The 20,402-nt window shown below is 70.0% G+C and carries 32 protein-coding genes; 3 read left to right on the top strand and 29 right to left on the bottom strand.

The window, feature by feature from the left end:
- Window positions 1–287: 287 nt before the first annotated feature.
- The 29 genes from ACZ5L9_RS20395 to ACZ5L9_RS20255 form a co-directional block, all read right to left on the bottom strand.
- Complete coding sequence (locus ACZ5L9_RS20395) at window positions 288–1,790, bottom strand: hypothetical protein (protein ID WP_464531914.1); 1,503 nt, start codon at window positions 1,788–1,790, stop codon at window positions 288–290.
- Window positions 1,787–2,020, bottom strand: coding sequence for a hypothetical protein (locus ACZ5L9_RS20390; RefSeq protein ID WP_464531910.1), 234 nt, complete (start codon window positions 2,018–2,020; stop codon window positions 1,787–1,789). Before ACZ5L9_RS20390 ends, ACZ5L9_RS20395 begins: the two co-directional genes overlap by 4 nt.
- Window positions 2,021–2,170: 150 nt before the next feature.
- Entirely contained in the window at window positions 2,171–2,521 is a 351-nt protein-coding gene (locus ACZ5L9_RS20385) for a hypothetical protein (protein ID WP_464531906.1), read from the bottom strand.
- Between the two features lie 65 nt (window positions 2,522–2,586).
- Window positions 2,587–3,003: a hypothetical protein gene (locus ACZ5L9_RS20380; RefSeq protein ID WP_464531901.1), complete on the bottom strand. Its 417-nt coding sequence runs from the start codon at window positions 3,001–3,003 to the stop codon at window positions 2,587–2,589.
- The gene (locus ACZ5L9_RS20375; RefSeq protein WP_464531898.1) at window positions 3,000–3,368 is read right to left on the bottom strand and encodes a hypothetical protein; all 369 of its coding nucleotides are present in this window, start codon (window positions 3,366–3,368) and stop codon (window positions 3,000–3,002) included. The genes ACZ5L9_RS20380 and ACZ5L9_RS20375 overlap by 4 nt, the downstream gene beginning before the upstream one ends.
- A complete protein-coding gene (locus ACZ5L9_RS20370; RefSeq protein WP_464531896.1) occupies window positions 3,368–3,613 on the bottom strand; it encodes a hypothetical protein in 246 nt (81 codons plus the stop codon). The genes ACZ5L9_RS20375 and ACZ5L9_RS20370 overlap by 1 nt, the downstream gene beginning before the upstream one ends.
- A complete protein-coding gene (locus ACZ5L9_RS20365) occupies window positions 3,610–3,807 on the bottom strand; it encodes a hypothetical protein (RefSeq protein ID WP_464531892.1) in 198 nt (65 codons plus the stop codon). The genes ACZ5L9_RS20370 and ACZ5L9_RS20365 overlap by 4 nt, the downstream gene beginning before the upstream one ends.
- The gene (locus ACZ5L9_RS20360) at window positions 3,807–4,712 is read right to left on the bottom strand and encodes a hypothetical protein (protein ID WP_464531889.1); all 906 of its coding nucleotides are present in this window, start codon (window positions 4,710–4,712) and stop codon (window positions 3,807–3,809) included. The genes ACZ5L9_RS20365 and ACZ5L9_RS20360 overlap by 1 nt, the downstream gene beginning before the upstream one ends.
- Window positions 4,709–5,332, bottom strand: coding sequence for a hypothetical protein (locus ACZ5L9_RS20355; protein ID WP_464531884.1), 624 nt, complete (start codon window positions 5,330–5,332; stop codon window positions 4,709–4,711). Before ACZ5L9_RS20355 ends, ACZ5L9_RS20360 begins: the two co-directional genes overlap by 4 nt.
- Window positions 5,333–5,559: 227 nt before the next feature.
- The gene (locus ACZ5L9_RS20350) at window positions 5,560–7,242 is read right to left on the bottom strand and encodes a DnaB-like helicase N-terminal domain-containing protein (protein ID WP_464531880.1); all 1,683 of its coding nucleotides are present in this window, start codon (window positions 7,240–7,242) and stop codon (window positions 5,560–5,562) included.
- A 170-nt stretch (window positions 7,243–7,412) separates the two neighbouring features.
- Complete coding sequence (locus tag ACZ5L9_RS20345) at window positions 7,413–8,120, bottom strand: hypothetical protein (protein WP_464531878.1); 708 nt, start codon at window positions 8,118–8,120, stop codon at window positions 7,413–7,415.
- Window positions 8,117–9,100: a helix-turn-helix domain-containing protein gene (locus ACZ5L9_RS20340; RefSeq protein ID WP_464531875.1), complete on the bottom strand. Its 984-nt coding sequence runs from the start codon at window positions 9,098–9,100 to the stop codon at window positions 8,117–8,119. Before ACZ5L9_RS20340 ends, ACZ5L9_RS20345 begins: the two co-directional genes overlap by 4 nt.
- Window positions 9,100–9,399: a hypothetical protein gene (locus tag ACZ5L9_RS20335; RefSeq protein ID WP_464531872.1), complete on the bottom strand. Its 300-nt coding sequence runs from the start codon at window positions 9,397–9,399 to the stop codon at window positions 9,100–9,102. Before ACZ5L9_RS20335 ends, ACZ5L9_RS20340 begins: the two co-directional genes overlap by 1 nt.
- A gap of 169 nt (window positions 9,400–9,568) precedes the next feature.
- A complete protein-coding gene (locus tag ACZ5L9_RS20330; protein ID WP_464531868.1) occupies window positions 9,569–9,955 on the bottom strand; it encodes a hypothetical protein in 387 nt (128 codons plus the stop codon).
- Window positions 9,952–10,161 (bottom strand): hypothetical protein, encoded by a 210-nt coding sequence (locus ACZ5L9_RS20325; RefSeq protein ID WP_464531864.1) that lies wholly within the window; start codon window positions 10,159–10,161, stop codon window positions 9,952–9,954. The genes ACZ5L9_RS20330 and ACZ5L9_RS20325 overlap by 4 nt, the downstream gene beginning before the upstream one ends.
- The gene (locus ACZ5L9_RS20320; protein ID WP_464531862.1) at window positions 10,161–12,050 is read right to left on the bottom strand and encodes a DNA cytosine methyltransferase; all 1,890 of its coding nucleotides are present in this window, start codon (window positions 12,048–12,050) and stop codon (window positions 10,161–10,163) included. Before ACZ5L9_RS20320 ends, ACZ5L9_RS20325 begins: the two co-directional genes overlap by 1 nt.
- Complete coding sequence (locus ACZ5L9_RS20315; RefSeq protein ID WP_464531857.1) at window positions 12,050–12,565, bottom strand: RusA family crossover junction endodeoxyribonuclease; 516 nt, start codon at window positions 12,563–12,565, stop codon at window positions 12,050–12,052. Before ACZ5L9_RS20315 ends, ACZ5L9_RS20320 begins: the two co-directional genes overlap by 1 nt.
- 12 nt (window positions 12,566–12,577) lie before the next feature.
- Window positions 12,578–12,724, bottom strand: coding sequence for a hypothetical protein (locus ACZ5L9_RS20310; RefSeq protein WP_464531853.1), 147 nt, complete (start codon window positions 12,722–12,724; stop codon window positions 12,578–12,580).
- Window positions 12,717–12,944 (bottom strand): hypothetical protein, encoded by a 228-nt coding sequence (locus tag ACZ5L9_RS20305; protein WP_464531849.1) that lies wholly within the window; start codon window positions 12,942–12,944, stop codon window positions 12,717–12,719. The genes ACZ5L9_RS20310 and ACZ5L9_RS20305 overlap by 8 nt, the downstream gene beginning before the upstream one ends.
- Window positions 12,944–13,156, bottom strand: coding sequence for a hypothetical protein (locus ACZ5L9_RS20300; RefSeq protein ID WP_464531846.1), 213 nt, complete (start codon window positions 13,154–13,156; stop codon window positions 12,944–12,946). Before ACZ5L9_RS20300 ends, ACZ5L9_RS20305 begins: the two co-directional genes overlap by 1 nt.
- Window positions 13,153–13,590, bottom strand: coding sequence for a hypothetical protein (locus ACZ5L9_RS20295; RefSeq protein WP_464531844.1), 438 nt, complete (start codon window positions 13,588–13,590; stop codon window positions 13,153–13,155). Before ACZ5L9_RS20295 ends, ACZ5L9_RS20300 begins: the two co-directional genes overlap by 4 nt.
- The gene (locus tag ACZ5L9_RS20290) at window positions 13,587–13,862 is read right to left on the bottom strand and encodes a hypothetical protein (protein WP_464531842.1); all 276 of its coding nucleotides are present in this window, start codon (window positions 13,860–13,862) and stop codon (window positions 13,587–13,589) included. Before ACZ5L9_RS20290 ends, ACZ5L9_RS20295 begins: the two co-directional genes overlap by 4 nt.
- Window positions 13,859–14,755: a 3'-5' exonuclease family protein gene (locus tag ACZ5L9_RS20285; protein WP_464531840.1), complete on the bottom strand. Its 897-nt coding sequence runs from the start codon at window positions 14,753–14,755 to the stop codon at window positions 13,859–13,861. The genes ACZ5L9_RS20290 and ACZ5L9_RS20285 overlap by 4 nt, the downstream gene beginning before the upstream one ends.
- Window positions 14,752–15,930: a hypothetical protein gene (locus tag ACZ5L9_RS20280; protein ID WP_464531837.1), complete on the bottom strand. Its 1,179-nt coding sequence runs from the start codon at window positions 15,928–15,930 to the stop codon at window positions 14,752–14,754. The genes ACZ5L9_RS20285 and ACZ5L9_RS20280 overlap by 4 nt, the downstream gene beginning before the upstream one ends.
- A 13-nt stretch (window positions 15,931–15,943) precedes the next feature.
- On the bottom strand, window positions 15,944–16,876 hold the full coding sequence (locus tag ACZ5L9_RS20275; protein ID WP_464531834.1) for a YqaJ viral recombinase family protein: 933 nt from the start codon (window positions 16,874–16,876) through the stop codon (window positions 15,944–15,946).
- On the bottom strand, window positions 16,873–17,091 hold the full coding sequence (locus tag ACZ5L9_RS20270) for a hypothetical protein (RefSeq protein WP_464531832.1): 219 nt from the start codon (window positions 17,089–17,091) through the stop codon (window positions 16,873–16,875). Before ACZ5L9_RS20270 ends, ACZ5L9_RS20275 begins: the two co-directional genes overlap by 4 nt.
- A complete protein-coding gene (locus ACZ5L9_RS20265) occupies window positions 17,091–17,387 on the bottom strand; it encodes a hypothetical protein (RefSeq protein ID WP_464531830.1) in 297 nt (98 codons plus the stop codon). The genes ACZ5L9_RS20270 and ACZ5L9_RS20265 overlap by 1 nt, the downstream gene beginning before the upstream one ends.
- Window positions 17,387–17,704, bottom strand: a complete 318-nt coding sequence (locus ACZ5L9_RS20260) for a hypothetical protein (RefSeq protein WP_464531826.1) — start codon at window positions 17,702–17,704, stop codon at window positions 17,387–17,389. Before ACZ5L9_RS20260 ends, ACZ5L9_RS20265 begins: the two co-directional genes overlap by 1 nt.
- Before the next feature lie 252 nt (window positions 17,705–17,956).
- Window positions 17,957–18,217: a helix-turn-helix domain-containing protein gene (locus ACZ5L9_RS20255; RefSeq protein WP_464531823.1), complete on the bottom strand. Its 261-nt coding sequence runs from the start codon at window positions 18,215–18,217 to the stop codon at window positions 17,957–17,959.
- Between the two features lie 276 nt (window positions 18,218–18,493).
- Here ACZ5L9_RS20255 and ACZ5L9_RS20250 point away from each other — a divergent pair, with 276 nt between their 5' ends.
- The 3 genes from ACZ5L9_RS20250 to ACZ5L9_RS20240 are packed head-to-tail and all read left to right on the top strand — an operon-like array spanning window position 18,494 to window position 20,340.
- Window positions 18,494–19,441, top strand: a complete 948-nt coding sequence (locus tag ACZ5L9_RS20250) for a S8/S53 family peptidase (RefSeq protein ID WP_464531819.1) — start codon at window positions 18,494–18,496, stop codon at window positions 19,439–19,441.
- Entirely contained in the window at window positions 19,438–19,875 is a 438-nt protein-coding gene (locus ACZ5L9_RS20245; RefSeq protein ID WP_464531815.1) for a hypothetical protein, read from the top strand. The genes ACZ5L9_RS20250 and ACZ5L9_RS20245 overlap by 4 nt, the downstream gene beginning before the upstream one ends.
- Before the next feature lie 33 nt (window positions 19,876–19,908).
- Complete coding sequence (locus tag ACZ5L9_RS20240) at window positions 19,909–20,340, top strand: ImmA/IrrE family metallo-endopeptidase (RefSeq protein ID WP_464531811.1); 432 nt, start codon at window positions 19,909–19,911, stop codon at window positions 20,338–20,340.
- Window positions 20,341–20,402 lie beyond the last annotated feature (62 nt).

The raw sequence follows: 20,402 nt of genomic DNA, 5'->3' as shown, positions 1-20,402 counted from the left end.
GGTCGTCTACGTGCGTCTGTCTGCCTGGTGTCTTCCCGGGCGGCGGGGAGCACGGCGTTCAGATCGCAACGATCTGGCCGTGGGGGTATCCCCGTGGGTCCGTGGGCCGGTGCTTCGCTCGGTATCGCGATGTGTCGGTGGCGACGAATCCTGCGGCTCAACGGGCTAGCGATTGACCATTGTGCTCACCCCTCCAGACCGGCGCCAGGACGCACGAAATCCCCGGCCTGCCTGGATCAGGAGACACGGGGACTTGTGGCAAAGGATGCTCTGAGATGCTCCGAGAATCAAGATACGGCCCTCACACCAGCGTGTCGCGGCCCTGAATCGACCGCCTCAGCACACCGCTCGCACTGCTCCCGCGCGTCCGCGTACTCGTCCTCCCACACCTCCAACTCTGGGTAGGACTCGACCGTCGCGAGCCACTCCCGCGCCGGCGTCGGGTGACCGCAGTGGTTCCGCCCGGCCGCCATCCGTCGGGCCTCCTGCCGTACGTCCGGCCAGAACACCACCCGCACACCGGGCAGCCCGACCTTCGTCTGCTGGATGTACGACCCCACCCAGCCCTTCTCCACCCAGCCGCGGATCGTCTTCTCGCTGATCGGGTGCTCGGTCAGCGTCGCGGCCGCCTGTGCGGCGTGCGCGATGATCGGCCACCCAGCGTTGTCCGCGGCCAGGTCGATGCGGACCGCGGCGACGTACTCGCCCGGGTCGTACGTCTTCCGGCAGCCCGGGCACTCCCACGAGTGGCCGGCGGCCGGGTTGTCGATCCCGCCTTGGGAGGTGCATGAGCCGCAGGGGAGTCGTGCCTCGGCGAGCTCGACGGGCGAGGGCAGCAGCGCGGCGGCGTGCTCGCGGCTCGTGGGCCACAGGCTGGCGCGACCGAGGGACTCGGCGGTTGCCGTACGGTCGCCGGCCGCGCGCTGGCGCCGGACGTCGTTCAGCTGGTCGAGCAGGGCCTGGGCGGACGGTAGCGCGAGGAGTCTGGCGGCGAGGTGCTCACGGGCTGGTGTGGTGTGGCGGCACTGCTGGCGGGGCCGGAACCGTCGGACGAGCTGGTCGCCGCACTCGAAGCACGGCACACCCTGCTCGTTGTCGCGTTCGTCGTGCAGCCGGTTCTCGAGCCCGGCGCGCAGGGTCCGGATCTGGCGGGTGAACGTGAGCCAGTCCGGGGCCATGACGCCGGTGGTGGTCGCCGTGGTGGCGTGGTTGGCGATGTACGGCAGCTGGTCGCGGAGGTAGGCGATCGCGGCGGGCACGGTGGCGAGGTGCCAGGCGCGGGTGCCGTGGTCGAGCCAGTCGCGGTAGATGTCTTCCCACTCGGCGAGGACCGCGAGTGGCGGGAGCGGGTCCTTCGAGCTGTGGTCCAGCGCGAGCAGCGCGGGCGTGACGTGGCGGCCGACGCGCATGGTCGCGATCCGTACGGTCGGGCCGCGGAGGACCTGGGCGTCGCCGCCGGGGATGGGGGAGGCGGCGACGAGGCGGCCGTCGCCGCCGCCGTCGGCGGCTTCCTCGCCGAGCGCGTCGTAGGCCTGGGCGAGGTCGGCGAGGTCGGTGGCGACCTTGGTCTCGCACTCGACGCAGGTGTCGGGCCGGGCTGTGGTGGTGTGTTCGCGGCCGCAGATCAGGCAGTGCGCGGCTTCGCAGGGCTGGCATCCGCGGTCGGTGGCGGGGCAGGTGCCGCCGTTGATCGACGGGCAGTCGTCGGCGTGGCGTCGGGTGACGCGGAGGCGGAGGCCGCGGTCGTAGTGGCAGGCGGCGGGGCGGCGGTCGGCCGGGTGGGTGTTCAAGCTTCCCCCTGCTCGGCGGGTGTGTTGCTCGGTGGGATGTCCTCGCATCCGCATGTGGGTGTGTGGAGTTCCGGGTGGCGGCTGTGCCTGCCGTCAGTGCCGAGCGGCCTGTGTCGGTCGATCATGTTCAGCAGGACATCCACCGCCGATCCGATGTCGCTCGGCCAGTCCTCGCTGGACGGGTAGGTCTGCTCGCGACAGAGGCTCTCGCGGAGGCTCTTGAGGCTCATCGGTCGTCTCCTGTCTGCGGGGCGGGCGGAAAGTGGGATTGGGCGGCAGGGTGCAGCGCACACGGAGCCCCGACGACGCATGCGTCTGCATCGGGACACCCCTCGGGGCAGTAGGCGCTCACTTCGGCCCTTCAGGCAAAAGGCTCGGCGTCATAGCCATGACCCCACCACCGCGTCAGGGTGCGGCTTAACCTTCTCCACGAAGTCAGCGAAGACCTTGACCGCACCTTCGTAAGAGCCCCAGCCGTTCGGCGGGTTCATCGCCCGGTACTTCGCAGGATCGGCTCGCAGTTCGGTGAGGACAGCCTCGAAGATCGGGACCACTCGGCGTCCGTTCGGCGGCGGTGTGAGGTCGTTTCCGACGACCTGCTGCCAGCCCGGGAACCCGGCTGCCTTGAGCATGGGCGACAGGTTGTAGGTCAGGTTCCAGTCCCCAAGTTGGTGACCTTCGCAGCCGCATCCCTCACAGCCGGGCGTGCTCGCCCAGAAGTCAGCGCTCATCGGTCATCTCCTGACTGGTGCTGGTGAGGCCACCGTAGGGACCGGCGTGGACAAGTCCGAGGCGCTCACGGCTGCCCCGAGCCCCGGTCGCCGTAGTCGGTGTGGTCGAGCGTCCACCACTGCCCGGTGTCGATGTCCCACACCGTGTCGAGCTGGCAGTCCGGGCAGCGGAACGCGTACAGCCGCAGCAGCGCCTTCGCCGGGATCCGGTGCCGCTCGTGCAGCGGGAGACGCTCGCGGGCGGCGTCGACCTCGCGGATCCGGTCGTGGGTGACGGCCGGGACGCGGGCGACGCAGCCCCGGTTGCTGGGCTGGTCGGCGGTCGAACCGCAGCCTTCGCAGCAGTCCGCGCGTACGGCACGCGGTGGGCAGATGAAGATCGGTCCGAGGTCGGGGAAGGTCCAGCCGTCCCAGACGGTGGCGAGGCCGTTCCAGTACGGCGGGAGGTCGTGCTCGCGCAGCAGCGTCAGCAGGTCGGTCACCGGAACGCCCTCCCGCTGTAGCTGACCTCGACTGGAGCGACGGTGACGACCTCGGCCGGGAACGGCGCCAGGCTGACGACGCGTCGCACCTGCTCCGCGGTGAGTGCTCCCTCGGGGCCTTCCACGATCTGGCCGGTGAGGTCGCGGACGACTGCAGTGAAGGTGACCTTGTGGTGGAAGTCGTCACGGATGGTCCGCGTCCCGGCGACCATCGAGCGCGGGTCGAGGCCCGTGGTCTGGCACCACTCGAGGAGGGCTTCCCAGGCGGGGGTGTTGAAGCGGATCTCTCGGGTGGTCTCGACGAACCGGCCGGGCTGGGTGGTCCTGTCGATGAGGAGCGCCGCGAGGTCGCTGGTCTGCGGCATCAGCGGTTCCTCCTGCGTCGTGCTCGGCGGCGCCGGTCGTACGCCGCGTGCATCGCCGACCGGGCCGGATCCTCGCGCCGGTGGAAGCGGCGCTGGTGGCGGAGGTGCGCAGCCTTCGCGCGGAGACGATCGATCCTGCGCTGCATCGCCAACATCGCGGCGCCCGCGTTCTTCATCGCCGTGACGAACCGGCGCACGTCGGCCTTCAGCACGACGTGGACGTTCCGCTCGAGCTGGTCGGTCATGGGGTCTCCTCGAGGTCGAACAGGCCGGCGGGCGCGCCGGTGATCTCAGGCGCAGCGGTGGCGGGGTGCCGGCTGCGGTCGTGCTCCCGTGCCGCGCGCTCGGCGGCGGGGATCGTGGCGGCGAACTGCTCCCACCGGCACGGCTCGCACGACACGAGGCGGCCGCCGGGCGCCGGAGCGATCGCGGCGGCCATCAGCGATCGCCGGCTAGGTCGAGCAGCGCGGCCTGGGCCTTGGCGAACTCGTCGAGACCGGCCAGCAGGGTCCGGCCAGCCCGCTCGATCGCATCGACCTGGTAGCGATTCACCCGCCCCAGGCCGAGGTCCTTGGTAGCGAGCACCAGCCGCAGAGCAGCGGCCAGTGTGTCGGCGCCAACCTTCTCTCGGCCCTCGTCGTCCCAGACGTACGACTCGACGCTCACGCCGCCGAGTAGCTCTTCGAGCCGGGCGAGGGTGTCGAGGCGCTGCGACTGCTCCCGGGTCATCGACCGTCGCTCGTCTGCCCGATCCTGGATCTGGCGGACCTCCTCGGCCTCGCGGCGTGCCTTCTCCCGTGCGTCGGCTAGCACCTGTGCGTCGTGCTGCGCTCGTAGCGAGTCCAGGCGCCCGAGGATCGATCGGACCGCATCCCAGGCCGGCGTGCGGTCGGCATGGGTGACCGGCTTCAGCACGACCTGCATCCGGGTCTTCGTGCGGGAGGACGGGTACATCAGGCCCCAGCCGTGCGGGACTTCCTCGGCGCGGACCACCTCGGGGCCGGGTGCGACGATCCACCACTGGTGGCAGGCGTCGGCCCAGAAGTCGGCCTTCCCGGTCTTCTCGAGCTCGCGCAGCCAGTCCGAGCGCGACACCTTGAGCTCGTGACCGACGAGCAGCCGTCCGCTGGTCGAGGTGAACCCGACGTACAGCGCATCCGCCCGCGAGCCACCGCCGGCGCCGCCGTTGGTGCCGCACTCCGGGACGAACACGCCGCCGGGCAGCGGGGCACCGGGCTTGATGTAGTGCCGGCGCAGCAGGTCGAGCAGGGTCTTGGTGGTGGCTCGGGCCGAGACCTTGGCGGGCTTCTCCTCGTCGAGCGGGAGCATCGGCTGCGCGCTCATGCTCCGCCGCCCGTCGCCGGCGCCGAGAGCGCCTGGAGCTCCGCGATCCGCCGGAACTCCTCCGGCACCACCGTGCCCACCAGCTCCTGCTGCTCCGTGCTGAGACCGAGCCGACCCAGGATCGCCTGCACCACGCTGGCCAGCAGCTGACCCGACGACTCCGCTAGCTGGATCCGCCGCTCCTCGATCCCAGCCGTCACACACGCCTTGCTGACCTCGACCAGATGCTTCCGCTCGGTCTGCCACAGCTGCACCCAGGTGTTCACCCCGGCCGCACGGGTCGTACCGCGGTCGTCGCCGCCGGTCTTCGTCATCGTGATGCCCCAGACCACGGCACCCTGCTCGAGGTCAGCGACCACGGCACCGAGCCAGGCGACAGCGCCGGCCGTACGGTGCAGCTCCTCGAGCAACGCCTCGTGCGGATCGATCGCCCTCGGCAGGCCAAACGTCTCGACCGCGAGCAGTGCCTGCCGCTCGGCACGGCGCTTCGCCGCGGCGGCGGCCACCTGCGGGCTCTTCCCGCCGTGCATCGTGCACACCGTGCCGCCGACGATCGCGGCGCGCTTGCAGCGCTCGCCGGACTGGCGGCTGGTGGCGGTGCACCTGCGCTCGTCATCCACGGGGTGCCCCCTCGGTGATGACGTCCACGGAGTCGGTCGTGGCGGCCGTTCGGGAGGCGTTGCTGGTGGGGTCGGTGAGGTGGGTCGGGGACGAGGTCGTGGGACGAGGTCGAGCGGGCTCGCTGACCTCGTCCCCAATCGAAGATATGGGGACAGGGGACGAGGTCGTCTCGCTGTTGCCCGGGACCCCCTCTCGGGACGAGGTGGGGACGAGGTCGGGGACGAGGTCAGTTGGTGTCATCTTCGGACTCTCGGTAGATGGCGGTGGAGTGGTGGAGGGTGCTGTTGCGGGGGCCGGCGATGGGGCTGATGAAGCCCTCTTCGATGAGGCACTGGATGGCCGCTCGGACGTGCTCGGCTTTGCCGAACTTGGCGCGTGCGATGTCGGCTCCGGTGGCCTGGTCGTTGTCTTCGACGAAGCGGGAGACCTTCTCCATGAGGTGGGTGGGCCGGAACTTGCCCTCGGTGGTGATGGGGGAGTCTTCGCGGCCGATGGACCAGCGGGTGATGCCCTCGGTCTCGGAGTGGGTGGAGTCGAGGGTGAGGGTGCCGGCGTAGCCGCCTCCGCTGGACTTGCGGAGTTCGCCGGTGCGGTCCTTCTCGATGCGGAGCATGACGCGACCGATGCCGCCGGGGACGGGCTTGACCTTGGCTTCGACGCGGATGTACGCGCCGTCCATGGCGCGCTTCTTCGCGGTACCGCCGATGGCGTAGCCGGTGGCTCGGGCTTCGACGGACTTGGGGAGGTGGTCGATGGTGATGACGCAGGAGCCGGCCTTCGCGAGGGGCATGACGATGGTGCGCAGCGCGTTGGTGATCTCGTCGTTGTCGACGGACTTCACGCCGAGCATGGGGAGCATCTCGCCGATGGAGTCGAGGACGGTGACGGCGGGGTTGAAGGTGACGGCGTCGGTGATGACGTCGCGGAGCTGGTCGCCGTCCTCGGGCTCGTAGTACCGGAAGAGGTCGGGGTTGGCGAGGTCTTCGAGCCTGGCACCGAGGAGCAGGAGGCGGGCTGCGGAGTGGTCGGCGCCGTTGTGGTCGACGTCGATCATGGCGGCGCGTTGGCCGGCGTCGAGGGCTTCGATGATGGCGATCTGTGCGATCCAGGTCTTGCCGCCTTCGGGGTCGCCGAAGAGCCCGTTGACGCGGCCGTTGTAGAAGAGCGCGGTGCCGTCGGCGCGGCGGACCCAGGCTGGTGGGACTTGGGCGGGCGGCTTGCCGTCGAGGATCCAGGAGAGGTCGGTGTAGGTGTGGCCGGTGCGTGCGACGGCGGTGGTGGTGTCGGCTTTGAAGGCATGATCGAGGACGTCGAGGCCGTCGAGGATGGCCTGGCTGGTGGCTTCGGCGCTGGTGTCGGGGTTCCGCGCGAGGGCGCCAAGTTGGGTGCCGAGGGTGGTGAGGGTGCGGCGTCGGGCGTAGTCGCGTACGACGCCGGCGTAGGCCTCGGCGTTGGCGGTGATGGGGCATGCCTGGGTGAGCTGGAGGAGGTAGGGAAGTCCGCCGGCGTGGCGCCAGCTGGGGTTCGCGAGTGCGCCGCCGCGCAGCAGGCGGTCGCCGATGGTGACCATGTCGACGGGCTGGTCGTGGTCGGCCATGTCGGTGATGAGCTGGTAGAGCTCTTCGTGGATGGGCTGGTAGAAGTCGCCGGCGGTGAGGAGCGGGCGTACGTCGGCGAGGCGTTCCTGGTCGGCGATGAGGGCGCCGAGGACGGCGCGTTCGGCGTCGGGGTTGTGCGGTGCGGTGGTGTCGAGCCTGGTGGGCTGCCCACCGGCGTTGGGCTGCTGGTCGAGGTGGGCGAGGTAGGGGTCTTCGTCGGGCATGGCCGGTGGCGGGTCGGTGGGGAAGGGGATGACGTGGGCACCGGTGGTGTCCGGGCTGGGTGGCTGGTGGTCCACCGGGTTGGTCACGTCGGGTCCTCTCGGGGTTGCTGTGGGTGGGGTGCGCTGGCCGGGCAGGTCGGGCCTCTTGCTGGAAAGGACCCGGGGTGAACAGCTGTCGTGGGTCCGCCTTCGGCAGGGATCCTTGTGATGTCCCGGGCTGCCGTTGACCCGGCCAGCGCTGGTCGGTGGGGTGGTGGTTAGCGGCCGGAGAAGGTGAGGACCTTGGCGTCCTCGGGCTCGGTCTCGCTGTCGTCGGTGGGCTCGTCGTCGGTGTCGTCCTCGGCGGGCTGCTCGTCGTCGACGGCGTGGACGGTGGCGTCTTCGTCGCGCTCGCACAGGCGGCAGGAGCCGTCGCCGGCGTCGGTGAACTCGTGGGGCTCGTCGACTTCGTCCACCTCGGCGTCGGGGTCCTCGTCGTCGGTGTCGGTCGGCACGTCGAAGGGGTCGGCGACGTTGGACTGGTCGCGGTGGATGCCGGCGTTCTCGGTGAGGCCGCAGACGTCGCAGACGGGCCCGTTCTCGCCGGCGCCGTCGAGCGCGAGCTGGCTGGAGAGGTAGGGGTGGGGGCGGTGCTTGGCGCCGGCGGCGAGGACGTCTTCGACCTTGGGCTCGTTGGTGTCGCCGTCGAGGGTGGGCTGGCCCTTGTCGACCTGGCGGTTGTAGTAGCAGGTGCGCGAGAGCTCGCGGAGGTGTTCGGCGAGGTTGGCGTCGACGGCGGGCTCGAGCTGGGTGATGACGAGGTCGGTCTTGTGGGTGCCGTCGGCCTTGTCGTGGGTCTCGTCGACGCTGAGCTCGACGATGGCCATGTAGCGGCCGCCGCTGGCGTGCATCTGGCGGGCGATGTCCTCGGTGACGCCGGTGGCGTCGAGGCCCTTGGCGCGGATCTTGGCGGTGTAGTCGCTCATGCTGTTGTTGCTCCTTCGAGGGTGGTGGTGTGGTGATTGCGGTCTGTCGATCCGCCGCGAGGGCGGATGGTGACGTCGTTGCGGCGTAGGAGGCCGAGAACCGCGGCGCCGCTGCAGCCGTAGTCGGTGGCGATCTCGTTGCTGGATTCGCCGGCCTGGTAGCGGGCGATGATCGCTTCGTCGTGGCCGGCGAGCTTGCCGGAGGAGCCGGCGGGGCCGCCGCCGTGGCGGCTGGTGGTGCTCGCCCCGCGGTCGGGCTTCCCCTTCCCGGTCCGCGGGGCGAGGTCTGGTCCCGTCGTGGCCGGATGACGATCCAGCGGGTTCCCGGCCGCTGGCGCGACCACGACGGGTGTCTGGTGGAGACCTGCGAGGAGGTCTTGGAGGAGGGCGGCGATCTCGGTGGTGCGGGTGGCGAGGCCGGTCCCGCGGAGCGTGATGACGACGTCGTCGGGGCTGGTCTGGCGGACCTTGGCGCGGACGGTCGGCGCCGGAGGCGTCGTGGTGTCCGGGCTCGGGGAGTCGGCCTGGGCGCGAGCCGCGCGGAGCCGCTTCACGTAGGCCGGCGTGCCCTCGACGGGCTCGAGCAGCGCGGCGCGTGCCTGGTCGGCACGCTCGAGCTCCTCGAGATCCTTCTCGAACGCCTCGGCCTTCGGGTTGATGGTCGGCGGGGTCGTGGTCGGGGCGGCGAACTTCTCTGCGAGCTGGTGCTCGTTGAGGACGCCGCGGGCCTTGGGCTCGGTGGCGGCCGGGAGGGCGACGCCGCGGCAGCCGGGGCAGAGGCCGGTGTCGTCGATGCGGCCGGACTTCTGGCGGCACATCGCGCAGGTCGGGGTGTGGGCGTCCCAGTCGAGGCCGCTCGGCTTGCCCGTCGGTGCCGTGCTGGGTTGGCGGGCGAGGTGTGCGGTGGGGTCGAACTGGGGGAGCGGACGGCCGGTGGTGCCGGCGGAGTACGGGGTGGCGATGCCGCGGTTGTCGACCATCAGTCCTCACCGCCGCTCTGAACGGGCGGAAGGCGGGACGCCATCGCCGCATCGTGGGTCAGCGCCGGGATGCCGCAGATGCACATCGAGGCGTCGTTGATGTTCTCGGTGAACTCGTGCGCCAGTCGCTCGACGCGCCATGTCGGGTGCGCCCGTGACGTGTGCTTCTCGCCGTCGAACCGGACCCCGAGGTACTGGTCGGGGAACGACACGATCGTCCCCCGCTTCCCGTCCACAGCGATGCGGTCGCCGCGCTTGTAGTCCACGGTGTAGTGGCGACGGACGTAGGCGGCGCTCATGCCTGCTCCCCGGGCGTACTGCTCGACTTCCGGTTGGCGGCTGTCTCGTGAACGCCCTGTGCTCGCCACGTCCAGAACGTGCGACCGCAGAGGCATGTCGGGAGCGCTCCGGGAATCGGGTCGGGGCCGTGCTTCGGGCGCTCGTCTTTCTCGGCGTTTTGCTCGGTCATCAGGAGACCTTCCAGGTAGCGCGGGCCGGCCCGCGGGAGCGGATGTGCGAGCGGTTGTCGATCCGACTGCCGTCGAGGTAGATCAGCGGGATCTCGTCCTGCTCGATCAGCAGCGCGAGCAGCTCGTGCAGGTCGTTCCGGACCAGCAACTTCTCCAGGCCCGCGGCGGTAGTGCCGGTGCGGCGGGCGGCCTCGTGGAGGCCGTCACCGGCGGCCGCAAGGAACGCGACGTCCTCGATAACCTCCTCGACCCGGCCGTGCACGGTCCGCCGCAGCACGGGCGGCAAGGTGTCCGTGCGCTGGCGCCGGCCGTAGCAGGTGGTGCAGAGCCCGCGGGCGAGCTTTCTGGTGCGGCCGCAGTCGTTGCACGGCTTGGGGAGGCTCACCAGGCACCGCCGATCTCGTCGAGGTCGTTGACCTGGTCGGCGGGGTTCGGTGTCTGGTGGCTGGCGCGGTGCTGGCCGGCGTTGAGGTCGGCCTGGTAGCGGGTCGGGTAGATGATGCTCGGGTCGGGGCAGCCGGTGCAGGTGTACTGGAAGCCGCGCCCGGCGCCGATGTGGGCGACGGTGACCGTGGGGAGGCGGGTGGCCATCAGGCTGCCCTCCCGAAGGACTCGACGACGACGGCCATGAGGTCGCGTGCGCAGGGCGGACAGACCGCGTTGCCGGCGAGCCGGACGACGTCGCGGTTGGAGATCTTCTTTTCGGGGTCGGGCTGCCAGATGTAGTTCCGCGGGAAGGCCATGCCGGCTGCGACCTCGTGCGGCTGAAACATCCGGAACAGGCACTCGGAGACGAGCTCCTCGGCGGCCTTGAGGTCGGCCGGGCTGATCTTCGGGCGGCCGCCGCCGGGTGCGCGGAGGACGGACTGCTGGGCTGTGGTGGTGAGGGTCCGCATGTACTGGGTGACCGGGGTCGTGAGGTTGCTCTGGTCGCCGCGGTTGTTGTTGTGCCGGGTGATGAGGGCGTACCGGTCGCGGGTGGTGAGGGTGCCGATGGGCTGGTCGATAGGGAGGGCGCTCTGGGAGGAGCCGTAGTACGGGGCGACGAGGGCCTTCGTGGTCGCGGTCGTGAGGGTCGGCAGCGCCTCGTCGGTCGGGGTCATCCGGTTGTTGTGCTGGTTGTTCAGCACGAGTGCGTGGTGATTCCCCCCGGCGGTGACGGTCGAGAGCGGCTCGGCAAGGCAGCGAGCGTCGGACGATCCGCCTCGCAGCTCCGCGACGAACGCCGGGCTGATGATGGCCTTCGTGGTGTCGTTGGCGGTCAGCGTCGACAGCGGCTCCTCGAGCGCCCGGGTGCGGTACTCGCCGCGGCGGTCGAGGATGAACGGCTCCTGGACGAGCGCCAGGTCCTGCCTGGTGGTCTGCGCCCGCAGAGGCTCGTAGGCCGGCTTCGCGGTCTGGAGCTCGGCGCGGCCCTCGGTCGGAACCGCGAGCGCTCGGGTGTTCGTGGTCGTCAGGGACCGCAGCGGCTCCTGAACATCCCAGACCCGCATGTAGCCGTCCGGATCACCGTGCTGAGCATGCTTCGGGTCGGCGGCGTCGTAGGTGTTCCCGGCCGCCTCGAGGTGGAACGGACCCCAGTAGCGCGCGATGCCGGCGGCGATCCGGGCACGGGTCTTCGGCTTGAGACGGTCACCGATCCGCTCGCCGGGGATGGACCAGTCGATCGCGGTCTCGGCGGCGAGCCACCCGGGTTCGACCTGGGTGCCGCAGGTGCCGTGGACGAAGACGTACGCCTGGCGGTAGCGGCCGACGGTACGACCGTTCTTCCACGCCTGGGTGGACTCGACGACGATCTCGCAGCGCGCACACCAGGCGCGGGGGCGGAGGATCTTCTCGACCTCGGGCTCGGGGTGGTCGAGCCGGGTGCAGACGATGTAGATCCGGTCGCGGGACTGCGGCGCCGGCTCGCCGTAGGTCTGGGCGTGCATCGCGTTGAGCGAGACGACGCGGACCTTGTAGCCGAGCGCGCGGGTGCGGCGCTTCCACTCGGCCCAGGCGAGCTTGTACTTGGCCTGGGTGGCGATGTCGACGACGTTCTCGACGACGAAGACCCGGTACCGGTTGTACTCGACGTAGCGGAGCACATCGAACATAAGGAGCCGGGACTGGTTCGCGGCGTCGTTCGCGTTCGGGTCGGCGAAGAGCCCTTCCTCGATATCGGGGAGCGGGGACGAGTTGGACTGTGACCACTTCGTGCACTCGGGGCTGAACCAGCCGATGTCGGTCTTGGGGAAGAACGACGGTCGCTCGGCGTGGAGGTCGACGCAGGCGTGGTCGACGTCGGGGTGGTTCGCGTTGTGCACGCGGATCGCGGTGGACCAGTGGTTCGCGGCGTAGGTGAGCCAGAGGCCGGGGATCATCTTGCCGCCGGTGGACGAGCCGCCGCCGCCGGCGAAGTGGTCGGCCCAGGTCAGGCCATCAGCCTTCGGGAGCGGCTCGTAGCGGAGCAGTGTGTCGAGGGGTGGCTGGGTCAGCATCAGAGCAGCACCGCCTCGGGCCCTGCGATCGCGAGCGGCTGGACGATGATGTCGACGCCTGGCCGGTCGAGCGCGAGCTCGTCCTCGCCGGCGAAGAACTTGCGCGCCCGTACGTCGACGACCTGGGTGTCGTCGCCCCAGACCTCCGCGTCGGTCAGCGCGTCGAAGATGGCGCGCTGCAGCTTGTCGATGTCGCCGCACGAGTGCCCGGGGAACGCGACGGCGCCGTCCTTGAGCAGGTGGGCGTTGCGGCCAGTGCGGTAGTGCGAGGCGGGGCGGGTGAAGGTGAAGCGGAGCCAGGCTCGGACGGGTCCTTCGAGGGGGAGTCCGTCGTGGAAGCGGATGGCGTCGGCGGCGTGCTGGCGTACGGTCTCGCGCCAGGGCTTGAGGGTGGTGGCGTTGGCGTCGCGGAGCACGGCGCGGCCCTTGATGACGCTGGCGCTCTTGGAGCCCTGGGGGACGGGAAGGCCGTGGACGCGGATCGCGATGCGGCCGGTGAGGCTGGTGGTGGTCATGTCGAGGTGGCCTTACTCGTGGCTGGTGGTGGTGTGCCGGTCGGGGACCCAGGAGCCGGTGACGGTGACGTGCTCGTGGAGGTCGCAGGAGGCGGTGCCGTCGGCGCGGCGTACGGCGGCCGGGCTGGTGCAGGTCGGGAAGACACAGGGCTCAGCCATCGCCGTCTCCCTGCACGAAGCCCCAGCCGAGGTCGGGGTCGCCGGCGACTGGGTCGAAGCGGGTGATCCAGCCGATGGGGCCCTCGTCTTCTGCGTCAGGTCGGTAGACCTCGATGCGTCCGATGAGCTTGTTCGCGGCGAGGGTGGTCGCTTCGACCTCGTCGAGAGCGTCGGCGATCTCGCGGAGATCGCCTCCGGTGAGGGGCAGGTGTTCGGCCATCAGCGGCCGCCGAACAGGTAGTACTCGCGACGGCTGATCGGCTCGTGGCCGAGCCAATACGTGGTGTCGGGTCCGTCGCCGTGGTCGAGGGCCGCCTGGTCCAGGTCGGCGAGCTCGCGCTCCTCAACCTGGCGCGCAGCAGATGCGAGCCGGGCGGTGGCCCAGACGACGACCGCGGTGGCGATGACCCCGAGGAAGAACCCCGCGATCACCAGGTCACCCCCTTCGCAAGGGCACACAGCTCCATGAGCGTGCTCATCCACGAGGAGCAGCAGCGCACCCGGTCGCGGCCCAGGCGATGGAACACGTTCTCCGCCTCACCCACGACCAGCACGCGCTTCCCGAGCGCGAGGGCGTACCCGGTCTCGACATGCCGGCCGCCGCCGCCCTCGACCCCGACGCTCGCTGCGGTGAAGAGCACGACGATGTCGGCCCGCCTGATCGCGGTCAGGTCGGCGCGAGCGTGCTTTGCCACCTGGCCGTCCGAGAGCGCGAGAGCTGCACCGGAGGTGCCGGCGTTGACCTCGTGCTGCTCGAGCAGCCACGTCGAGATGACCTCGGCGCCAGGTACGTGGGTGGCGATGTCGTCCGCGTGCGTGCGGACATGGTCGCGGGCGCCATACGGCGCAGCGAGGTAGATCTTCACCGCTCGACCTCCCGCAGTACGGGCACGGACGGGATCGGCAGCAGGCCGAGCCCCGCGACACGCGCCTGGGCCTGCAGCGACCGCGTCAGCTCGTACAGCGCGCGACCCGGACGACCCGCGGCGAGGTGCTCGCGGGTCTTCGCGATGCCCTCGACCATCTGGGCCGCGATGTCGGCCTCGACGTCACGGACGTGACGACCGGCCCCGGGCGCGAGCCGTACGGCGATCCGGTCAGCGTCGAGCTGGCGGAAGAACCCGCCGACGGCGCTCACGACGAGGCTCCCGCCATGGCCGGCGCGCACGCCGAGTGGACAGGCCACTCGCCGCAGCAGCCGTCGTGCTCGATGCCGTTCTTGTCGAAGAACGACCGCAGCCCGTCCATCTGCGTGGCCCGCCACTCGACCTGCTTGGCGTGCACCGTCGCCAGCTTGAGGCGACCGGTGTCCTTCCACAGGCCACCGAGCCGGGCCGCGAGCCGTACGGCCGCCAGGGCATCGGCGCCGGCGTCGTGCGCCGAGCCGAGGAAGCAGCCGTAGTGCCCGGCCAGCGAGCCGAGGGTGCGGTCGGTGGTGCCGCAGCCCTTGCACACGAACTTCCCGCCACGGCACCCGCCGCAGACGTGCACGCCGTTCTCCTTGTCGCACGGCGTGCCGTCCGGCCCGGACTTGTAGCAGGTCTTGCGGTACGGGTCCCACTGCTTGTCGAGCACCATCGGGTCGATGACGCCGCGGATCCCGCCGGCGCGCTGGTACAGCGACGCGGCACCGGCGCGCGCGAGTTCGGCCTCCGTGAGGGAGAGGTCGTACGAGGCGTTGGCCGCGACCACCGGGTACTCCAGCTGGATCGCCTGAGCGAGGCGGTCGGCGATGTCGCCGAGGGCCTGCTCGTGGGTCATGGCCATGGGGGCCTTGCCGCCGGTGATCCGCAGCGCCTGGGAGCCGGAGAGGTACGCCGCCAGAGCGTCGTTGGTCCACCCGTGCACGGCGGCGGCCTCGGTGGGGATCTCGATGCCGGGGTCGATGACGTAGGCGACCGAAGTCGGGCGGGTGCCGGGCGCGGCGTAGACGAGGGCCGCGGTGACGATGCGGTCGGTGTGGACGTTGGTGCCGGTGGTCTCGGTGTCGAAGCCGAGCATCCGGCCCTCGAACCACTTCGTGGCGCTCATGCCGCGACCTCAGCGGTGAGCAGCCCGAGGTAGTGCTGCAGCTCGGCCGCGTTGGCGGAGTCAGCGGTCAGGCCGCCCATGCGATCGGCGAAGTCGAAGCGGACCATGTCCACCGACATGTCGCGCTCGGCGCCCCGCGCGATGATCTGACGCCAGACGTCCTCCGGGTTCGCGTCCTGGCCGGCCGGGTGGTCGTCGACGATCTCAGCGTCGACCACGTCATCGGGGGAGGCCGAAGGCGCGGTGGAGGCCGGCTCGGCGCCCGGGCGCTTCTCGAGGGCGTCAATCACTCGCGCGGCCTCGGACTTCGAGAGCTCGTTACGCGAACCGACCGTCCGACCGATCACGCGCGCGACGAACTCCAGGGCTGCGTCACGCTCAGCGAGCCCGGCCTCGCGCATCAGCGCGCCCATCTTCTTCATCTGCGCCGAGGACGGCGCAGCCGGATCCGGAGCGTCGCTCGCGGGATTCGAACCCGCCACGCCCTCTGCGACCGAGGTCTCCTCCTGGGTGCTCTCCGGATCCGGCTGGTTCGTGGCCACCGGCGCCGCCTGAGCGCCGCGGTGGATGACGGCGGCGACGCGGGAGGCTCCGTCGGTGGGCTGGTCCTGAACCGCAGCGGGCTGCTGCACACGCGTGACCGTGTGCACGACCGCACCCTGATGGTCGGTCTCGGCGCCGAGCTCCTCGGGGCTGTAGATCACCCCGAACAAGGCCTCGGAGGCACCCATGCGGGCCACCTCGGTGATCGCGCGAGACCGGAGCATCGCGCCCGGGTAGGACTTCCACACGCCCTTACCGAGCAGGTTCGCCGCGCGGGCCTTCGCGACGTCCCAGCGGGCCTCGTAGGTGAAGTCGGGGTCGTCGACACGGATCAGCTGGGCGAGGGCGTAGGTGTCGTCACCGGAGACCCGGAGCTTGTGGCCGGCGCGCCGCACGAGCGACGCGATGAGGTCGGCCGATGCCGACGGCTTGCCCTCGATGACGTGGATGCCGGTGACGGCGGTCATCGGAGCGACGCCGAGGGTCTCGGCGTACTCCACGGCGTAGAGCAGGTTGCCGGGGTTCTGCTGGTACTGGCGGGGGAGCAGGTTGGAGGCCGCCATGGTGCGGGCCCACTCCATCTTCTGGGGCAGCGAGGCGGCGGTCGTCTCGTGCTTCACGATCTCGGTCATCACGCGTTCCTGTTCAGTCGAGGTCGGCCGCGGTGACGGCCGGGATGTCGGTGGTGGACTTGGCGACCTGGTTCAGCTGGAACCCGGTCTTGTTGGCCTGGCGGCGGGCGACCTTGACCCCTGATGCGGGGTCGCCCGGGATCGAGCCGACGACGGCGTAGCGAGAGATCCCGAGGAGGTCGAGCACGGTGGCCTTGGCCTGCCGTTCGCGGGCCTCGGCGGCCTTGCGGTCCTCGAGCGCGGTCACGTACTCCACGGCGACCGCGCGGGGGATCTCCACGCGGGTGTCCTCGATCTGGCGGTACAGCTTCCGCATCGCGTCGTAGGTCGCGGTCGACCCATCGAGGTCAGGTGCGTGGTTCGCACGGATCGAGTCCATGAAGGCCTTGCACTCGGCCTCGAGCATTGCGCCGACCTCGGGGTCGTAGACCACGGTGTAGAGCGCGAAGTCGAGGAACGTGCCGAGGATCGGGACGTCGACACGGTGGATGCCGGAGACGTGGGCCTGCCAGAACGCCTGGATGAGGTAGTGCGTCGGGATCTCGTCGGTCCCGGGTGCGCCCCACTCTTCGAGTTCGCGGGCGGACTTGGCCTCGACGAGACGGATCTCGGCGTTCGCCAGGGTGGCCTGGGCGTCCGGGGTGGCGGCGGCCCATCCGTCCTTCACGAACAGCGGTTGGGTGGCCCACTGGGTTGGCTCGGTGGTGTCGATGCCCTGCTCGTCGGCGTACCAGGCGAGGATCGCGGGCTCGAGGTAGTGGCCTCGGGCCTGGACCTTGGTGGTGGGCTCGTCGGGCAGGTCGTTGCGCATCTTGTGCCACATGGACCGGGGCGACTCCCACGGGGACGCGCCGAGGATCGCGGAGACCTTCGAGGCGGTCATCAGGCGAAGCCAGCCGGGCGAGCCGGGCTGGAGCGCGCCGTCGTAGATCGCCGTGGTCGTCATGCCGCACCCCGCTCGCTGGCCGTGGGCGCGCCGGTGCCGTCGCATCGACGGCAGACCTGCAGGACCTCGGCGCCGTCCGGGTCCTGGCCGACCGCGACCGATCCGGCGCCGGTGCAGAACGAGCAGACCGGAATCTTCTGGATCGGGCCGGTGACGATGCCCCACGGATCCGAGCTGGTCACGGTGTGGGTGGCCGGGTGCTGGTTGGTCCCCATCACGCGTTCACCAGCCCCGTGCCCTGGCAGGCGCGGCAGTCCGCGTCGGCGATGATCGGGCGGTCCCAGTCGTCGGTGATGTCGACGACACCGGAGCCGTGGCAGACGGTGCAGGGCTCGCCTGCCTCGTCCTCGGCGTCGTCGGGGAAGAGGGTCAGCGGCTCCGACGTCCCGGCCGCAGGGGCAGCCGGCGCGCGGCGCTCCTCGACCAGGATCAGGACCGCGAACGCCAACATGGCGATGACGAGGAGCAGGACCAGGACGAATGCGGCCTGGAAGCCCGTGTAGTCGTCCATCAGGCCGCCGCCGTAGATGCGAGCTTCTCGACGAAGACGAGCTCCAGCGGGATGTCCCAGAGCTCACCGGCCGCGGTGTGCAGCACGTGCAGCTCGGTCGGGCTGGAGGTGGTGGTGAGGTCTGCCCAGTTCGCCCAGGCATGGAGGTCGGTGATCGACCGGAAGTAGAGGGTGATGGACCGGTCGCCGGCGGTCACGAACATCGGATCGGGGAGCGCATCTGCGCGGGCGGTCTTAGTGATCCAGCCTCCGCGGGCGAACATCGTCATCACGGGCTGGGTGTCCGGGTTCGTTGCCGGCTCAATGGTGGTGGTCACGCTAGGATTCCTCTCGTTGGAAGGGCTGTCTGATCCCGTGCTGTAGGAGGCGGTGGGTCAGGCGGCTCTTCTGCTTGGTGGGTCAGGCGCTCTGCGCCCGCCCGTCGCTGCTGGTGCTGCTGTTGTGCTGCGTCTCGCTGGCCATCTGGCCGTGAAGAAGCCCGAGGAGCCGTCGCACGGTCGTGGCGTCCGGCGTCGGGAGATCACGGAGCTCCCGTACTTCGCCGGTCGCGTCAGACCGAATTTCTGCCATCACGCGACCTCGCAGGACTTGACGCGACGGATATCACTACTTGCCTGTTCGGGCACGAAAAGAACCTCGAGGGGGACCTCGAGTGCCTCCGCGATGAGCTCGGCCGTACGGGGCTCGCACGACTTGCGGCGCCCGGACGTCAGGTGGTTGATGAACGACGGGTGGGTGTCGCTGTAGCGAGCCAGTTTGCGCTGGCTCATCTTCTTGTCGGGCTCCGGTCCAACGAACGCTCGCAGCCGCTGACTGCTGATCAGGCGCATCCACGTTCCCTTCGGCCATCGTCGGTGTCGGTGCATGTCAGAGCCTCTCTCGGTAGGCGGTCAAAGTCAAGCAACACATACCCGAAAGGGTGCCTACTGCTAGGCATACTGTCAACAAATTGCACCGATGTGCTTCAGCAGGTCAGAGCGTTTCCGCAGGTCGGGGACACGATTTCTGGTAGGCGGCCGGTCTAGGCTTGTGCGGCAAGTAGCGGTAGGCGGGCACGGAAATCGGCTCTCTTGCTGGCGAGTCGGCACCCACCGGAGGCTGTAGGCATGAACCTGAGCGAGCTCATCGACACCCACCGTGGTGCGCGCTCGTACTCGGAGCTCTCTCGGGACTGTGGCGGCGCGCCGACGGACAAGCGCCTCCAGCAGATGGTCCGCACGAGCATCAAGAACTTTCCTGACCCACCGTCGATCAAGGCCCTTGCGCAAGGACTCCGGGTGCCTGAAGTGGAGGTCGTCCTCGCCGCAGCCGAATCACTCGGCCTCGACGTACGCCGAAAGCGTTCCCGCCTTGTTGAGTTACTGCCCGAAGCAGCTGACCACCTCACAGAGGAACAGGCCTCGGCGGTGGCTCACCTCCTGCAGGTATTCAGCCAAGGAGTCCGCCCGCTGCGAGATCGGGGCCGCCGGCTCCGGGAATTGCGGTATTTCGCCAGCACGGCCGAAAACGCTGATGAGCTCAGCCAAGCGGAACGACTGGCGTCCCGGAGCCTCCTCAACGGCCAGATCACTCAGGAAGACTTCGATCTGGTGAGCGACGCCATCGAGGAGCGCCGACTAGCCGTACGCGTCGAACCGAAGGCCCTTGACGTCCTCGCGGCGCGTCAGCGACGTCGGGAGGAGGGCACCGCCATCATCGACGCTCACTTCGAGCGGCCGACAGACGGCATCAGGATCGAGTGGGGGGTCTGGAGCGGCACTGGCGCGAGCAAGCCCGAGGCACTCCTTGAGAGCCTCCTTGAGCGCATCGAGCCAAAGCCGCAGGGCTGGGATGAGGCGCTGAAGGGCCTCACGGAGCTCTACGCGTCTGGTGGGATCGACCGAGAGGAGCTCGTCGAGGCCGTCGACGCGGCCGACGCCGTGCTAGCGATTTCAGCAGGCACCACCGGCCAGCTTGCGGCGCGCTCGGGCACGCGGCGCCGCAGCATCACCGACCAGGCCCAGAATGAGGCCGGAGAACACGACCAAGATCTCGGGGGAATGGATCCATCATGAAGACCTTCGCCATCGGCGCCGTCGCTCTCGCGGCCACCTTCGCCCTCGCCGGCTGCGGGAGCTCCAGCGATAACGCGGCTGCCGCACCAACCAGCCCCACCCCGGCGAGCGCATCGGCGACCCCTGCCGGCTACTCCGACACCTGTCGCGAGGCCGCCCTCGACTGGCAGTCGAAGGCCACCGAGGCCGTAGTCGGCCTCATGATCGGCACGAGCTCCAGCGACCTCACTGACGGGATGGAGCAGTCCCAGAACCACGCGCACGTCGCGTGCGGCGACGACTCCGAGCTCTACACGGCCATGAGCGACGCGGCCTACAAGATCGCCTCGGTCAACGCCGGCCTCGCTGTCGCCGGCAAGACGTCCAAGGCCGACATGGCTGATCTCAACACGGCGAACGTCGAGGTCAAGAAGGTCCGCACGCTCGCGCAGTGAAACTGTCGGGGCTCTCCTTTACCGTCCCGCAGCGTGTGGCATCCCCATCCCTGGCGTACGTTCCGCGGCCTGACCGCGTGGACCCTGCGCTGGGCTGACCTCCCGGAGGGCATCCTCGGCTGGACACACCACGCCACGAAGACGGTGTGGCTAACCAACGGGATGACGCAGGAGGAGCGGCGCTGCACGATCGCGCACGAGATTGAGCACATCCTGAACGGCGGCCCGATGCCGCCACTGCTCGTGGCGAAAGAGGAACGCCAGGCGCGTGAGGCGACCGCCCGCAAGATGCTCCCGTCGATCCACGCGATTGGAGATGCGCTCGCGTGGGCCCAGGGGGACATCGCGGAGGCGGCCGAGGAGCTGTGGGTCGACGAGCAGACGTTGAAGGACCGGCTCGAGTTCATGCGCCATCCGGCCGAGCGGGCGTACCTTCAGTCTCGGCTGAGCGTGGACGCGCTATAGGTTCTTCTCTTACCGTCGCCCCCGCGACACTGGAGAAGCTGACCCCGCACGTCACCGTCTGA

Source organism: Nocardioides sp. JCM 18998 (assembly GCF_055391535.1).
This window is presented reverse-complemented; position numbering and strand designations above follow the sequence as displayed.